Origin of the sequence: Collinsella intestinalis (assembly GCF_902501455.1) — a bacterium.
Lineage (GTDB): Bacteria > Actinomycetota > Coriobacteriia > Coriobacteriales > Coriobacteriaceae > Collinsella > Collinsella intestinalis.
Genome location: NZ_CABWIC010000007.1, coordinates 105,075 through 120,434, shown reverse-complemented (window position 1 = coordinate 120,434; position 15,360 = coordinate 105,075). Strand labels below are relative to the sequence as shown.

Sequence of the window (15,360 nt, the reverse complement as noted above, 5' to 3'; positions counted from 1 at the left end):
GGGCCGAAATTACGCCGCGCGCGAGCGTCCCATCGATGTCGAAGAATATGAGGCCCTTGATTTTCATTGTGGCACCACCTTTGAAGAGCTGCCCAAGTCAGGTAGCGGAATTATGCGAATCTGCGCCCTGTGACAGCAGCGCGAAGCATGTGGGATCCAAGCGATAATGTCCGACGATGTGTCCATAGCTTTGCAGCTTGTCTTCCTCATAGCGCAACTGAAACGGCCCGGAATGATGAATGAGATACGGAACGCCGCGCTCATTGCGACGGTCGGAGACAATCCCGATGTGCCCCTCATACAAGACAATGTCCCCACCGCGCCATTCGGTGATTTCATCGGCATCGTCTACCAGGTGCTGCGCATGAGCATCGAAAAAGACCTTGAGATTGGGCGTGCGGCGGAAATCGATCGCCGGATCCGGAATCTCGATCGCATAGGCCTCTGGACGCCGCGCAACATCGGCCGCGACGAGTGCCTGAAGGTCGTAACCCGCCTCCCGGCACGCGATGGCAACCACATCGGTGCAGACGCCGTGTTTGTCATCGGGATAGCCCGAAGGGTAATAGACGCTCTTGTAGTGCGGGCGGGTCTGGATGTAGGCGAGGGCAGCGGCAAGGACATCACCGTTGTCGGCGATGCCATCGGCGTCGGCGTCAACCGTGGCAGCGGGGTCGGCGGAGAGGCCGGCATCGCCCGCCCCGGAGGCTCCCTCGTACCGGTCGACGGGGCGATGCGAAGATGTGATGCAAAGGCGCCCCGTCGCGATACGGACCGCACCGACGGCGATTAACGTGAGCGCAAGTATTGCGAGCATGACGATGAAAATGCGCGACCCGCTTCTTCTCGCACCCATTTCCATCCCTCCATCCTTCCCCGTTATGCGGCGACACTCAGGGTCCCTATGCAAGCTTTGACTCGCACCCTTAGCAGCCAGCATCGATTTTTGTCCGGACGAATCGGCACCATTATCGCAGGGAATGGATTCTGCTGCGGCACGCGGAGTGACGCTGTTTGCCTCGGCTTCGCTCACCTTGTCAGCCCACAGCTCGCCGATGAACATGTCCATGATCTCCGCGCTGTTGACCCAGCGCCCCTGGGCAAAGTCGTACATTTGACACACCGCGTCGTCCATGCGATGGATTCTGATGCCGTTGTCCTCGATGTTGTACCCCACACGGACCCCACGCGGCAGATTATGATACAGGTGGAATCAGGTTTTGATCATTTGCCGCTTCGTAACGTTAGGATCTCCCCCATGCCCACCCTCATCATCGACGCCGACGCGTGCCCGGTCACACGCGAGGCGCTCGCCTGCGCGCGATCGGCACGCATCCCCGTGCTCATCGCCGGGAACTCCACGCAAAACCTCGCCCGCCGCATCCGCCGCGACGACCCGCGCGACGCCGAACACGCCCGCGGGCGCGACGCCACGCATCCCGGCTTTTGGGCCGAGACCCTCGACGTCTCATGCGGCGCCGACAGCGCGGACTTTGCCATCATCGAGCGCCTGGAGCCCGGCGACGTGGTGGTCACGCAGGACATCGGCCTTGCCAGCATGGTGCTCGGTCGCGGAGCTGCCGCCATCGGCGTGCGCGGGCACGTCTACAACAAGGCCACCATCGATATGCAGCTGTTCATCCGCCACGAGGAGAAAAAGGTCCGCCGCGCGGGCGGACGCACACAGGGGCCGGCCGCCTTCACCGACGACGACCGTGAGCGCTTCCAGCGCAACCTCGCCCAGCTCCTGCGCGAGGCTCTCGACAGCTAACCGCACCCCCCTTCACGCCCGCCTCAAACGCAAAGAGGCCTCGGTACCGCTCTGGCACCGAGGCCCCCTTACAAACGCACCAGACGGCGCCTTACATCCCAAGCGCTGCGAACACCAGACCCCAAACGCATGCAACCAAGAACAGTCCAACCACGATCACGACGTTCTCGCGCGGGTGGCGGTTGGTACGGAACAGCACCAGGTACCCCACGCCGGCAGACGTGAGCAGGCCGGCCATGAGCGGCGCGAAGCCCAGCACGCCCTCCAAGTAGAGCTGCGTGATGACCACGCTCGCCGAGCAGTTGGGCACCAGGCCCACCAGCGCCGAGGCGAACACCGCGAGTAGCTGGTTGCCCGAGAGGAACGCGGCCAAGGCATCCTCACCCACCGTTTCCAGAACGAGCACCAGCGCGAACGTCACCAGGAAAATGAAGAGACTCACCTGCACGGTGTGCGAGACGGCGCTCATCAAGATCGACCCGACGATTCCGAAGCGCCCGCCGGCATGGCTGTGGCCGTGACCGTGATCATGGTCGCAACCCGCCACGTGACCGTCGGCATCCTCATGGCCGTGCGCATGGCCGTGCTCGCCTTCATGCACATGCGCATGATCGTGGCCGCAGCCGCAATGATCCTGTTCGCACAGACGGCAAATGTGCTCGGCAGTCTCCCCGCCCTCGGCCATCTGATCCACCACGTCGGCCTCCATGCCGTCGCGACGCACCGAGAACACCGTGCGACGCAAGAACGCGTGCACGCGGGCGTTTTTGCGCAGCGCGCGGATGGCGAGGTCGGCAAGCACGCCCGTGATGAGCGCGACTAGCACCTTCAACCCCAGCACACGGAACAGCAACCCCGCGTCGACCCGCTCGGCCACCAACATGGGCAACATCTCATCGGACGTGGAGAGAAACACCGCCACGAGCGTACCGAGCGTCACCACGCGACCGGCATAGAGCGTGGCCGCCATGGCCGAAAAGCCACACTGCGGGACCACGCCCAGCAGCGCGCCGGCAACCGGTCCGGCAGCGCCCGCGCGGCGAACCACCGCGTTCGCACGGGCGCCCGCGGCATGTTCGAGCGCCTCGAGCGCAATATAGGTCACGAACAGGAACGGCACGAGCACAAGGGTGTCCTCGAGCGCATGCTCTATGAAATGCAGCAGCAGATCCACGGCCGACTCTCCTCAACGGAAACATCCAGCGGGGCCCAGCGCCCCGAGGCGTAGCTGTTTACATACCCCGCGCACCACTTGGCAAACGCACGATATGCGAGTGAACCAGTATACTAAAAGTTGCCTTTGGATAACTCGTAACGAACAGCAGTCCTTCCAGACAACAAAAAGTCGCCCGGCCACGGCCTTCCGCAGTCGGGCGACACATATGCAGATCTGGATCCGCCGCTCGGCGATCGGGAACTAGCTCGCTCCGATGGATATCGTCTCGGCCACGTTGGCCGCATCCGAATTGTCACTAAATAAGTTTCACACCTCAAACACTTCAGCCCCGCCGAGACCCTCTATACTCGTGTTCGAACCATCTTCGACCGCGCACGGGCCCGCCAAAATACCCCGACGAGCACCGCCGCGCGGCCGCTTTCTTCACGATAGGAGCTCTTCCCATGAACGCACAGCAGGCACTCGAATACTCGATGCAGCCCTTCATCCCCATGTTCATCTACGGCGACTATGACGCCATGGAATCCGAGCGCCAGCGCGGCGAGGAGGCCATGAAGGCGCTGCTCGACGAATGGCGCACAAACGAGGAGCCCGGCTTCGATTTCGGCGTCATCCTCACGCTGGCCGATCAGAACCGTGAACTGTGCGATCAGATCGGCGAGGCGCGTCTGCGCAACCTCTCGAGCCCGCTGCTCGCGCGCAACCTAACGGACGCCGACCTGTGCGCCGGCATCGGCAAGATGCAGGGCCGTGCCGCCAGCGCCGTTGCTCGCGAGGTCCGCGGCGACCGCGACGCCTACTCCGTCGCATACGTGCGCAAACCCATCAAGGGCACGGTGCTCGGCATCGACATCGAGACCACCGGGCGCGCACCCGAGCGCGGCTACATCATCAACGTGGGCTGGGAGATCATGGAGCTCACCAGCGACGCCGTGCCGCACGACCCGCAGGCGTTCTACTGCGGCATCCCCGATATGTACCGCGAGACGGGCGTGCCGCTGGCCGACATCCACCATATCCAGTGGTCCGACCTCGACGGCAAGACGCCCTTCCGCGAGGACGCGAAGCTGCAGAAGGAGCTGCTCAAGCTCATGAAGCGCTACCCCATCATGGCGCACAACGCAGCATTCGAGGACAGCTGGTTCATGCTGCACCTGCCCGGTTACGCTGAGGCGCGCCGCGCGGGCAAGATCATCGTCATCGACTCGCGCCACATCTGCCGCTCCGTCGACGGCGAGGTCCGTACCCTCCCGCGTGAGAGCGCGCCCGCCAGCTTGCAGAACTGGGCGCGTCGCCGCGGGACACTTGCCGCCGACGAGAACGAACTGCACCTGGGCCTCGACGACACGGACCTCATGCTGCGCACCGTGCAGGCAGAGTTCAACCTCAAGAACATGTTCCTCAAGTAGGGTCGTACTGCGTCGGTGCGGTGACCCCACTGAAAGGTCGAGCTTTTTCGTACTGTTTTCCCGATTTGCCGAGTACATACTCCTTGCGCCTTGCCGCAACCTGCGGTTTTGTTGTTCGCAAGACCTCCCATACTCCGGGTTTCTCAAAATCAGTACGAAAAAGCTCCGCCACCAACAACTGCGTGACAATTTAATAAGAGGACTCGCAGAAAACGCTCCTATACTCGGAGCGTTTTCGCGTTACACTCGACGCCATGACGCCCATCGTCCGCAGGAGGCCGACGTGAACCCCAACGATCGCAACCGACACGCACCCCGCCCTCAGGGCGCGCGCCACCCACAGCAACCCGCTCGTCAACGAGGCGTGGCTCGCCCCCAGGTCGCGCATCATCCGCAGGCCCCTGCCAAACCCCACATGCGCCGAGCACCGCGCCCCAATCGAGCGACAGGCTCCCGTCAAGCCTCGCGCTCCGGCCAGGCCTCGCGCCTCGGCCATGCCTCGCGTTCCAGCCAGGTCCCGCGCCACGACCAGACCTCGCGCCGCGGCCAGGTCCCGCGCTCCAGCCGGACCCCGCGCTCCGACCGGACCCCGCACTCCAGCCGGACCCCGCGCAATTCGCACACGCGCATCGCAGGAATCGCCGCGGCGCTCGTCCTCATCGCGCTTGTCGGCATGGGAGGGACGGCCCTCTTCCGAGCCATGTCCAAAGGCGAAGGCCCCTCGCAGGATAAGCCCGGCAGCGCGCCCATCATAGAAGACAGCACGGCTGGCGGCGGCGCCGGCGAGATCGTCATCGGCCTCAACGGATCCAAAGACACCTATGTGCTCAAGGGAGAGGAATACCTCGAGGCGGGCGCCCATGCCGCCGAACCCGCCGACGGCTTGCTCAACGCCAAGATTAAAACCTCGGGCAAGGTCGACACCTCCAAACCCGGCACGTACAAAGTGACCTATCGCGTGTCGGACTCGTCCGGTCATACCGCAAAGGCAGTGCGCACCGTGCATGTTGTCGAGTCGATGGAAACCATGCAGGGCGGCGTGCCCATCCTCATGTACCACTACGTATACGACCCCGCAAACCCGCCGGCGGACCTCAACGGCAACTTCATCGCCAGCACCACGTTTGAGCAGCAGCTTTCTTACCTCAAGGAAAACGATTTCTACTTCCCGTCGTATCCCGAGGTGAAGGCCTTCATCGAGGGGAAGCACAGCCTTCCGGCGAAGAGCGTCGTCCTCACGTTCGATGACGGCGAGATGGGCTTCCTAAACGTCGGTGTGCCCCTGCTCGAAAAGTATCAAGTGCCCGCGACTTCGTTCGTCATCGCCAGCGACGCCGACGCCGCCCAAAAGGTCATCGACCACCGCAGCCCTTACGTCGCCTTCGAGTCCCATTCCTTTGGGATGCACAAACCCGGCGGCAACGTGGGGCACGGCGGCATCATCAGCGCCATGAGCCGCGATGAGATCGCGGCAGATCTCAAGCACGCGCAGGAGATCGTGGGCGGGACCCAGGCCTTCGCCTATCCCTTTGGCGACGTCACCGACGACGGCCGCGCGGCTGTGCGAGACGCCGGCATCCTCTGCGCCTTCACCACGCAAAACTCATGGGCGCATGTGGGCGACGACGTCACCGCCCTCCCGCGCGTGCGCATCTCCGGAGAGTATCCGCTCGATTCGTTTATCGCCCTGGTGAACGGATAGGACGCGCCGGCGGCAGCCAGCAGAAATGAATTCGCCCTCGCGCGTGCCGACTCGCGGGCGCCCGGCGAGCCCATGCTCACCCGACCTGGGTCAGTCCATCACATAACGCTCCAGCATGGACGCGTCGTGGATGACGATGCGGCCGTCGTGCCCGCTCGTCGAAATGACGCCCTGTTCTCTGAAACCGCGTAGGATGCGGTTCACGCTCGTGCGCGACGAGGTCCCGCAGAACTGCGCGATGTCCTCGTTTGTGACATCGAGGGCGATCACGCTCCCCTCGTCGCACGGCACGCCGAAGCGCTCGTTCAGGTCGTACAAGAACCCTCCCACGGCGCCGACCTTCCCGTTCATCGTCAGATAGCGCATGCGATAGAGGCTCTCCTCCAGGCTCGCGCGGTAATAGTCCTTTACATAGCCCAGCAAGCGAGAATCCTCATTCACGAACTCCCAGAACCTCACGCGGGGAACCGCCATGTAGATCGCCTCGGGAGATTCCACGCGCACGCTGTAGGGGGATTTCGCACGGCTGCTCACCTCGTCGCGGAGAAGCGAGACGGGGCTCGGACCCTTGATGTAGGAGATGTTGAACCGGGTGCCCTCGCGCAGCGTGACACTCGCCTTGACCACGCCCTCCACAAGAACGAACACGTACTCCTGATCGAAGCCGTAGTACGAGAGATACTCATGGCGAGCTTTGCGCATCTCGTGAAATCCCCGCTCGCGCAAAAAGTCGACGAGATAGTCAGATCTCTCGATCACGCGCACCCCTCCCATACCTGACCTCTGGAAATCGCAACTCTATCGGACTGTGAAGCCGAAGCTGTACCAAATGGTAACAACATAGGTCAGACCGCCCCGATGCCATCACAACCATAGTTACCCCTCGTCCGTACCGGCAATCAACCAAGAGAGGGGCACACATGTTTGATATAGATTTGCCATATGACCGAGGACGGATGCATCTGAGCCTGCCGGATGAAAGCGTCGTCGGCGTGCTCGCGGGCAGGCAGGGAGACTTCACGCCCGACGCTGGGCAGGAGGAGCTCGTCGAGCGGGCGCTCGACACCCCTTACGACTCGCCCACACTCGAGCAGCTCTGCCAGGGCAAACGTGACATCGTGATCATCAGCTCCGATCACACGCGCCCGGTTCCCTCACGCGTGACGATGCCCATCCTGCTGCGTCGCATCCACGCGGCGGCACCCGAGGCGCGCGTGCGTATTCTCGTGGCGACCGGCATGCACCGGGCGTCCACACATGAGGAGCTCGTGGACAAGTATGGCGAACGCATCGTCGCCGAAGAGGAGATCGTGATGCACGTCGCCACCGACGACGAGGCGATGGTCGCAATCGGGACCCTGCCCTCCGGCGGCGAGTGCATCATCAACCGTATCGCAGCCGAAGCCGACCTGCTGCTCGCCGAGGGCTTCATCGAGCCGCATTTCTTCGCCGGCTTCTCGGGGTCTCGCAAGTCGGTGCTGCCGGGCGTGGCCTCCTACAAGACCATCATGTACAACCACAACGGGCAGTTCGTGCACGACCCGCGGTCGCGAGCGGGCATCATCGAGGGCAACCGCGTGCACGACGACATGATGGCCGCCGCCGAAATGGCGGGCCTCGCCTTCATCCTGAACGTCGTGCTGGACGGAGAGCACCATGTCATCGGAGCGTTCGCGGGCGACATCCATGCGGCGCACGAGGCGGGCTGCGATTTTGTGCGCGGGCTCGCCGGCGTGAGCGCCGTGGACTGCGACGTTGCCATCACCACCAACGGCGGCTACCCGCTCGACCAGAACATCTACCAGGCCGTCAAGGGCATGACCGCCGCTGAAGCAACGCTCGACGAAGGCGGCGTCATCATCGCGGTCGCGGGATGCGCCGACGGCCACGGCGGAGAGGGCTTCTTCAAGAACATCGCGGAAAACGACCCCGCCGCGTTCGAACGCTCCTGCATCGACCGTCCCAAGGACCAGACGCTGCCCGACCAGTGGACCGCCCAAATCTTCGCGCGCATCCTCGCCCATCATCCGGTCATCCTCGTGAGCGACCTATGCGACCACGATATGATTCGAGCCATGCACATGACGCCCGCAAGCACCGTCGACGAGGCCGTGCAGCTGGCCCGCGAGCTCAAGGGGCCGAACGCGCGCTTCGCCGTCATCCCCGATGGGCTCGGCGTCGTCGTTCAGCGCTAACGACTCGGCCCGCCAAATAAGATCGCCGCCACCGACAGACCAGCACGACACACCACGGCAACGATCGCCTCAGACGAAACGACCACCGAAAGGAACCCCATGATCAACCACCTCTTCGCCGAATTCGCCTCGACCGCCCTCATGATCGTCTTCGGCGTCGGCGTGCACTGCGATATCACGCTCAAGGGCAGTAAGTACCGCGACTCCGGCCACATGTTCGCGATCACCACCTGGTCGTTTGGCATCAGCGTGTGCCTGTTCATCTTCGGCGGCGTGTGCATGAACCCCGCCATGGCCCTTTGCCAGGCGATCGTCGGCCTCATCCCCTGGAGCAGCGTGGGGCCCTTCGCCATCGCCGAGATGCTCGGCGGCGTCGCGGGAGCTTGCATCGCATGGCTCATCTACGCAGATGATTTCCGTGCCTCCGAAGGCGAGGTCGACGGCGTCGCCATCCGCAACATCTTCTCGACCAACCCCACGCCCGAGTCCTACAACCTGGTCCGCAACTTCTGCATCGAGGCGTTCGCCACCTTCGTGTTCCTCACCGGCATCCTCGCGATCGCAGCTCAGGCGGGCGATAACCATCTCGCGCTGGGAATCGGCGTGGGCCTGCTCGTCTGGGCCGTGGGCATGGGCCTGGGCGGCGTGACCGGCTTCGCCATGAACCAGGCGCGCGACCTCGGCCCCCGCATCGCCTACCAGCTGCTGCCCATTCGCAACAAGGTGGACAACAACTGGCTCTACGGCCTGGTGGTGCCCGGCATCGCCCCGTTCGTAGGTGCCGTCGCTGCCGCGCTGTTCACCACTTCCGTGCTCGGAATCGTGTTCTAGCGGAAGCGCTGCCGCATCCCTAAGACGTAGACCGGGGCCGATGGCTCATCCTCGCGGTTGCGCTCCTGGGGGTCACGTGCACCCCATCCGCGATAGCCGGCGTCGCGTCCGACCTCATCCTCATGGCGTTCGGCCACGCCCAAAACGCCTCGCTACCGAGCAATTTCCTCTGACCCATCGTGGGGCTGCTGCTCACACCTGTCGCCGCAAAGCGCTCGATTTCCCTGCCACCGGAGATCGGCGGCACCCAGATATAAGGCCGCAGCCCCTCGTGAAGCTTTTTCGTATCGATTTGACGATTTGCATTATAGAGCCCTGGCATATGTAGGCTTTTCCTGCAAATACACGCACCAAGACACACCCCATACTCGACCAACCTCCAAATTAGTACGAAAAAGCTCCGCGAGGCTAGGGCGCGCCATCCCGTGGCCACAGCTCGAGCCCAGGTCGCTCGCACCTCATGCGAAGTTCGTCAATCGCCCGGTAGACAACCGCCCCATGCCGTGCATCTGCCCTCAATCTGACGGGCCGCCTGACGTCATCCAACGTGGAACCGTCGCATTTCTGACAATTATTCGTATTGAACATGCAGGTAGAACCGTTAATTTGCCATTGGCTACCGTTCGGGGGAATCCATTGCCCCACAGGCAGACGTCCCTTATCCTGTCCGCCATGACAAAGGTTCTCTGCGACATATCTGCGCTGCGGTACTACAGGACACCGCCCCGCTACCTTTATGCCCTTCCCCCGATCCCCGACTTCGATACCCCCTATGGACGAGCCCGGCTCCGTCAAAGCCCAGTCGCGACAGGCATCATACACATCCCGATCCATGCACTGAGCTTCGGGCGCGACCGCCTGACCTCAACGCTTGTGAAACAGCATCTGTGGACCAAAGACATGCCCGCGGAGGCGATTGTCGACACGCCGTTCGACGTCTCCGTCACATCTCCTCTCCTTACGTTGTTGATGCTCTCAACTCATCTCGACCCCATCAGCACCGCCTTGCTGATATACGAATTCACCGGTTCGTTTTCGTTTTATTCCCCCAACATTAAAATGGACGACGCCATCTATCAGTCGGTAATACAGAGCGAATTCAAGAGGCTCGATTCTTGGCAATGCATAACCGATACCCAGGGGAAGCCTTCAGATTTGTGGACCAGGCCGCCCCTTCTCGAATTCGACGATATCCGCTACATCCTCAACGCCGGGAAGGGGATGCGCGGACGGAACCAACTTGCAAAGGCGATGCGATACGTCACCGGGAAAGTCGCCTCCCCCTTCGAGGCGAAAGCCTCCATCCTAATCGGGTCGCCTCAACGGTTAGGAGGTCTTGGGCTCGGCGGGCTTAAAAACAACCTTGAAATCAAGCTCGATGACAGCGCCCGGCGCATTTCCGGACTGAAAAAGGCATACGGTGACATCGTGTGGGAGGAGACACCCGATCACCCTATGGTCATCGTGGAATGCCAAGGTGAAATGGTGCACGACAGCCGCGGGAGAGCGCAAGCCGATGACGATCGGGCGCTCGCATTGGAAAGCATGGGCATCGAGGTAATCCGCATCTCCTATAAGCAGATTTCGGACCGTGCGCGTTTCGAGCTGCTCGCACAACGCCTCTCCAACACCCTGAATACAAAGCTGCCAAGTCCCACACCGAGATTGGCCCGAAAGCAATCCGAGATGCGTGACGCGCTTTTCCGCGCTTGGCCCTACCACGAAAACCGTCCATCGGGAACAAATCGCTGAGCCCGTTTCAGGCTCAATGAGCTTTTTCGTATCGATTCCTGAATCCGCCTGATATATAACGCCTCGCCCTCCTTAAAACCGCAGGATTCACTCGGGCAGTGCGCTCCAGCTACTTTGTGATTCCTCAAATCGATACGAAAAAGCTCATCCAGTTCAAGCAGTTGATCCGGAATGCAGGGTAAATCGGTCGACATGGGGTTAACGCAGACCGATTTCCGACGATTCACCATAGTCTCCTTGACATATGAGCATACGTTCATATAATCATTTGTAGTAGATATATGAGTATGTGTTCATATGAGAGGAGGTGCCATGGATACCCATGAGAACCAGTGCGGCCTGAACGCCGACACGCCGGAGCGCGCTTTGGACGACGCCGCGGAGTCCCTCCCCGAGGAGGAGATGCTCTACGACCTCGCCGACCTCTTCAAGGTCTTCAGCGACACCACGCGCATCAAGATTCTCTATGCCCTCATGAACGATGAGAAGAGCGTCAACGAGATCGCCGAGAACCTCGGAGCCTCGCAATCGGCCGTCTCCCACCAGCTGCGCATCCTCAAGCAGGCGCATCTGGTCAAATTCCGTCGCGACGGCCGCAACATCCACTACTCGCTCGCCGACGACCACGTCCTGACCATCCTCGACCAGGGCCTCACCCACATCTGCGAGTAACCCCCACCTCAATGTAGGGACTGTCCCTACATTGAGGAACCGCGAGCAAACGCCCACCCGGGCGGCCTCGATAGTCTTCCCAACCAACCGAAAGGACCCCATCATGCGTAAGGTTTTCAAGCTCGACGAGATCGACTGCGCCGTCTGCGCCGGCAAGCTCGAGGACGCCATCAAGAAGCTCGACGGCGTGCAGGACGCCAAGATCAACTTCCTCACCCAGAAGCTCACCCTCGAGGCCGCCGACGAGGACTTCGACGCCGTGCTCGACGCCGTGGTCAAGCTCACCGCCGAGGTCGAGCCCGACTGCGAGATCCTGCGCTAAGACGCACGCGCTGCCCGACGCCCGCCGACGGCGCTGAGCGAACTGCGCGGTCACCGACCGCCCGCCCAGCCCTCACAGATACCCGTGAACCGCCGACGACCGGCGAGCCCCATCGATTGGACCATTTATGAACAAAAAGCAAAAGAAGTGGCTGAAGCGCATCCTGCTCGCGCTCGCGCTCTTTTTCACCGTCATGGCGCTCGACGAGCTCGGCGTGCTCGCGGGCATCTTCGGCGAGCCGGGCGCGCTGTACGCGAGCTTCGCGCTCTACCTCATCCCCTACCTCATCGCCGGGCACGACGTCCTGCTCAAGGCATGGCGCAACATCCGCCGCGGCGAGGCCTTCGACGAGAGCTTCCTCATGGCCGTCGCCACCATCGGCGCATTCGCCATGATCTTCTTCCCCGAGACCGAGCCGCACATGGCCGAGGGCGCTGCCGTCATGCTCTTCTACCAGGTGGGCGAACTGTTCCAAAGCTATGCCGTGGGCAAGAGCCGCAAGTCCATCGCCGCCATGATGGACATCGCCCCCGATTACGCCAACATCGAGCGCGACGGCGCGATTGTCGAAGTCGACCCGGATGAAGTGCAGGTCGGCGACATCATCGTGGTCAAGCCCGGCGAGCGTGTGCCGATCGACGGCGTCGTGGTCGACGGCACCTCACAGCTCGACACAGCCGCCCTTACCGGCGAGTCCGTGCCGCGTCACATCGAGGTGGGCGGCGAGGTCATCTCCGGCTGCATCAACATGACCGGCGTCCTGCGCATCCGCACCACCAAGCTCTTCGGCACGTCGACCGTAAGCCGCATCCTCGAGCTCGTGGAGAATGCCAGCGAGAAGAAGGCACGTACCGAGAACTTCATCACGCGCTTCGCCCGCGTCTACACCCCCATCGTCACCCTCGCCGCCGTCGCCATCGCCGTGGTCCCGCCGCTGCTGGGCATGGGCGCGTGGGCCGGCTGGATCCTGCGCGGCCTGACCTTCCTCGTGGTGAGCTGCCCGTGCGCGCTCGTCATCTCCGTGCCGTTGTCGTTCTTTGGCGGTATCGGTGGCGCGAGCCGCCTCGGCATCCTGGTGAAGGGCTCCAACCATCTCGAGGCACTCGCGCAAGTCGACACGGTCGTTTTCGACAAGACGGGCACCCTCACCTCGGGCACCTTCGGCGTCGTGGGCGTGCACCCGGCAGACGCTATCGACAGCGACCAGCTGCTCGCCGTGGCCGCGCATGCCGAGGCGTTCTCCGACCACCCCATCGCCCTCTCGGTCAAGAAGGCGTATCTGGACGAGGCTCCCGCGGATTCGGAGCGCATCATCGACCAAGCGCGCATCGAGGGTGCCGCCGAGGAGTCGGGACACGGCGTGAAGGCGACCGTCGACGGACATGCCGTCCTGGTGGGCAACGACAAGCTCATGAGCGCGCACGGCATCTCCTGCCCCGACTGCGAACTCACCGGCACCATCCTGCATGTGGCGATCGACGGCGCCTACGCCGGCCACATCGTCATCGCCGACACCGTGAAAGACGACGCTGCCCAGGCCATCGCCGACCTGCACGCCGCGGGCGTGGAGCGCTGCATCATGCTCACGGGCGACCGTGAGGAGGTGGCCCGCTCCGTGGCCTCCGACCTCGGTCTTGACGAGTACCATGCCCAGCTGCTGCCCGGCGACAAGGTCGAGCAGGTGGAGCGCATCCTCGACTCCGCCCGCGGCAACCTTGCCTTCGTGGGCGACGGCATCAACGACGCACCGGTCCTCACCCGCGCCGACGTGGGCATCGCCATGGGCGCCATGGGTTCGGACGCCGCCATCGAGGCTGCCGACATCGTGCTCATGGACGACAAGCCGAGCAATATCGCCCGCGCCATCCGGGTCGCGCGCAAGACCATGCGCATCGTGCACCAGAACATCGTGTTCGCGATCGGCGTGAAGCTGCTCATCCTCGCGCTCGCCGCGGTGGGCATCGCCAACATGTGGCTCGCCGTGTTCGGCGACGTGGGCGTAGCGGTGATCGCCATCCTGAACGCCATGCGCGCAATGAACGTGAAAGATTGCTAGCGACGCGAGAACACGCCCGCATCACCCATATGACGCCCCGTCGATCCCGACGGGGCTTTTTGCATCGTGGGAGGCCGAGTCAGGCCGGCAAACCGCTTTTCGCAAGCACGGCGCCCCTCGTCGAGGGCGCTCGCCCGCCGGCTCCCAGCCATGGCATAATGGTCAATTTGAACACCGATGACGCCCAAATCACGATGGGAGAACCCGTGACACCGAGCACTCGCACCGACACCCCGGTCGCACCCGCCGCGCCTCAGGACACCGTCCACCTCACCCCGTACGCGCTGCTGTGCATCGGCCTGCTCATCGCGCTCGGGTTCTCACTCGGCTGCTCAGAGTTCATCGTGATCGGCATCCAACCCGAGATCGCGCGTGATTTCGGCGTTCCGCTCTCCCAGGCGGGCATGCTCATGAGCGTGTTCTCCATCACCTACGCCATCGCAACGCCCGTGTTGGCCCTCAGCACCGGCCGCATCCCCCGCCGCACGCTGTTGATCGGCTACTCCATCCTATTTTGCGCTGGCAACGGCGCCGCGGTGCTCGCCACGAGCTTCGAGATGCTGCTTGCGGCCCGCGTGCTCATCGGCCTGGTCTCGGGCGCCCTACTCGCAATCGGCGCGACCTACATCCCCGAGCTCGCCGGCATGAAGCGCATCTCGATCTGCATCTCGCTCGTATACGCCGCGTTCTCCATCGCCATGGTCATCTCCACCTCGGCGGGCAAGTTCATCGCCGCCACCTGGGAGTGGCACTACGCCGTCATCGGCACGCTCGTCATGTCCCTCGTCGTGTGTGCGGCGCTCATTCTCGTGCTGCCCCGCACCGGCGCGACCGATATCCCGGCCACCGCACGCGAGCAGATGCCGCTCCTGCGCGACCCGCGCATCATCGCCGGAACCGCCATCTTCATGTTCGGCGTGGGCTCCATCTACGTGTTCTACGGCTACGTAACGCCCTACCTCGAGAACATCCTCGGCATGGGAACCCTTGAGGCGAGCGGCGCACTCATGGCGTACGGCGGCATGTGCTTCGCCTCCAACCTGCTCAGCGGCTGGTGCGACGCTCGCTTCGGCGTGAAGACCATGCTCGTGAGCTTTCCGATCCAGGCAGTCCTGCTCTTCGGCCTCTGGGCGGTCGGCCCCGCCATGCCCTGGGCCCTCGCGATCATCCTCGGCATCGCCCTCACCATGTACGTGGTGAGCACGCCGTGCATCTCGCTGTTCATGACCACCGCCGCCGAGGAGTACCCGCAGGCGCTCACGCTCGCGAGCTCGCTGGAGCCCACGGCGTTCAACGTGGGCATCGCCTTCGGCACCGCCGTGGGCGGCGCGGTCATCTCCGGGCCCGGCATGCCGTACGTGGGCCTGGTGGGCGCGGCATTCTCGCTTGTCGCATGGGCGCTCGCGGCGCTCACCGTGTGCCTCGCCACCAAACGGCGGTAAGAGCCTAGGCTGCAGAGACGTCCGCGGCGGC

At 63.2% G+C, this 15,360-nt stretch carries 14 protein-coding genes; 10 read left to right on the top strand and 4 right to left on the bottom strand.

What is annotated here, in order from left to right; genetic code table 11:
- Nucleotides 1–97: 97 nt before the first annotated feature.
- A complete protein-coding gene (locus tag AOBCEHNH_RS01705; RefSeq protein WP_226803183.1) occupies nt 98–1,135 on the bottom strand; it encodes a DUF1287 domain-containing protein in 1,038 nt (345 codons plus the stop codon).
- Between the two features lie 123 nt (nt 1,136–1,258).
- Between AOBCEHNH_RS01705 and AOBCEHNH_RS01700 the strand changes: the two genes are divergently transcribed.
- Nucleotides 1,259–1,771: a YaiI/YqxD family protein gene (locus tag AOBCEHNH_RS01700; RefSeq protein WP_152062895.1), complete on the top strand. Its 513-nt coding sequence runs from the start codon at nt 1,259–1,261 to the stop codon at nt 1,769–1,771.
- Nucleotides 1,772–1,862: 91 nt separating this feature from the next.
- On the opposite strand, the gene AOBCEHNH_RS01695 is transcribed toward AOBCEHNH_RS01700, so the two are convergent.
- Nucleotides 1,863–2,945: a putative manganese transporter gene (locus tag AOBCEHNH_RS01695; protein ID WP_152062894.1), complete on the bottom strand. Its 1,083-nt coding sequence runs from the start codon at nt 2,943–2,945 to the stop codon at nt 1,863–1,865.
- Between the two features lie 446 nt (nt 2,946–3,391).
- On the opposite strand from AOBCEHNH_RS01695, the gene AOBCEHNH_RS01690 reads away from it, so the two are divergent.
- Together AOBCEHNH_RS01690 and AOBCEHNH_RS01685 are read left to right on the top strand one after the other, a co-directional pair.
- Nucleotides 3,392–4,357, top strand: a complete 966-nt coding sequence (locus AOBCEHNH_RS01690; protein ID WP_118271641.1) for a 3'-5' exonuclease — start codon at nt 3,392–3,394, stop codon at nt 4,355–4,357.
- Between the two features lie 364 nt (nt 4,358–4,721).
- Nucleotides 4,722–6,059, top strand: coding sequence for an immunoglobulin-like domain-containing protein (locus AOBCEHNH_RS01685; RefSeq protein WP_226803182.1), 1,338 nt, complete (start codon nt 4,722–4,724; stop codon nt 6,057–6,059).
- Between the two features lie 90 nt (nt 6,060–6,149).
- On the opposite strand, the gene AOBCEHNH_RS01680 is transcribed toward AOBCEHNH_RS01685, so the two are convergent.
- Nucleotides 6,150–6,818 carry a Crp/Fnr family transcriptional regulator gene (locus AOBCEHNH_RS01680; protein WP_050750538.1) on the bottom strand — a complete coding sequence of 223 codons (669 nt, stop codon included), beginning with the start codon at nt 6,816–6,818 and terminating at the stop codon, nt 6,150–6,152.
- A gap of 161 nt (nt 6,819–6,979) precedes the next feature.
- Here AOBCEHNH_RS01680 and larA point away from each other — a divergent pair, with 161 nt between their 5' ends.
- Both larA and larD read left to right on the top strand, forming a co-directional pair.
- Nucleotides 6,980–8,254, top strand: coding sequence for a nickel-dependent lactate racemase (gene larA, locus AOBCEHNH_RS01675; RefSeq protein WP_152062893.1), 1,275 nt, complete (start codon nt 6,980–6,982; stop codon nt 8,252–8,254).
- Between the two features lie 99 nt (nt 8,255–8,353).
- Entirely contained in the window at nt 8,354–9,085 is a 732-nt protein-coding gene (larD, locus tag AOBCEHNH_RS01670) for a D/L-lactic acid transporter LarD (protein ID WP_152062892.1), read from the top strand.
- Here the strand turns inward: larD and AOBCEHNH_RS01665 are convergent.
- On the bottom strand, nt 9,082–9,222 hold the full coding sequence (locus AOBCEHNH_RS01665; RefSeq protein WP_193221140.1) for a hypothetical protein: 141 nt from the start codon (nt 9,220–9,222) through the stop codon (nt 9,082–9,084). The two genes, larD and AOBCEHNH_RS01665, sit on opposite strands and share 4 nt — an antisense overlap.
- 763 nt (nt 9,223–9,985) lie before the next feature.
- Between AOBCEHNH_RS01665 and AOBCEHNH_RS01660 the strand changes: the two genes are divergently transcribed.
- The 5 genes from AOBCEHNH_RS01660 to AOBCEHNH_RS01640 all read left to right on the top strand — a co-directional run bounded on the left by AOBCEHNH_RS01660 (nt 9,986) and on the right by AOBCEHNH_RS01640 (nt 15,329).
- Nucleotides 9,986–10,837 carry a putative endonuclease domain-containing protein gene (locus AOBCEHNH_RS01660; protein WP_193221139.1) on the top strand — a complete coding sequence of 284 codons (852 nt, stop codon included), beginning with the start codon at nt 9,986–9,988 and terminating at the stop codon, nt 10,835–10,837.
- Between the two features lie 312 nt (nt 10,838–11,149).
- A complete protein-coding gene (locus AOBCEHNH_RS01655; protein ID WP_193221138.1) occupies nt 11,150–11,509 on the top strand; it encodes an ArsR/SmtB family transcription factor in 360 nt (119 codons plus the stop codon).
- A 103-nt stretch (nt 11,510–11,612) separates the two neighbouring features.
- Nucleotides 11,613–11,831, top strand: a complete 219-nt coding sequence (locus AOBCEHNH_RS01650; protein WP_039910316.1) for a cation transporter — start codon at nt 11,613–11,615, stop codon at nt 11,829–11,831.
- Nucleotides 11,832–11,958: 127 nt separating this feature from the next.
- Nucleotides 11,959–13,887, top strand: a complete 1,929-nt coding sequence (locus AOBCEHNH_RS01645; protein ID WP_152062890.1) for a heavy metal translocating P-type ATPase — start codon at nt 11,959–11,961, stop codon at nt 13,885–13,887.
- Between the two features lie 206 nt (nt 13,888–14,093).
- A complete protein-coding gene (locus AOBCEHNH_RS01640) occupies nt 14,094–15,329 on the top strand; it encodes an MFS transporter (RefSeq protein WP_226803181.1) in 1,236 nt (411 codons plus the stop codon).
- Nucleotides 15,330–15,360: the final 31 nt, after the last annotated feature.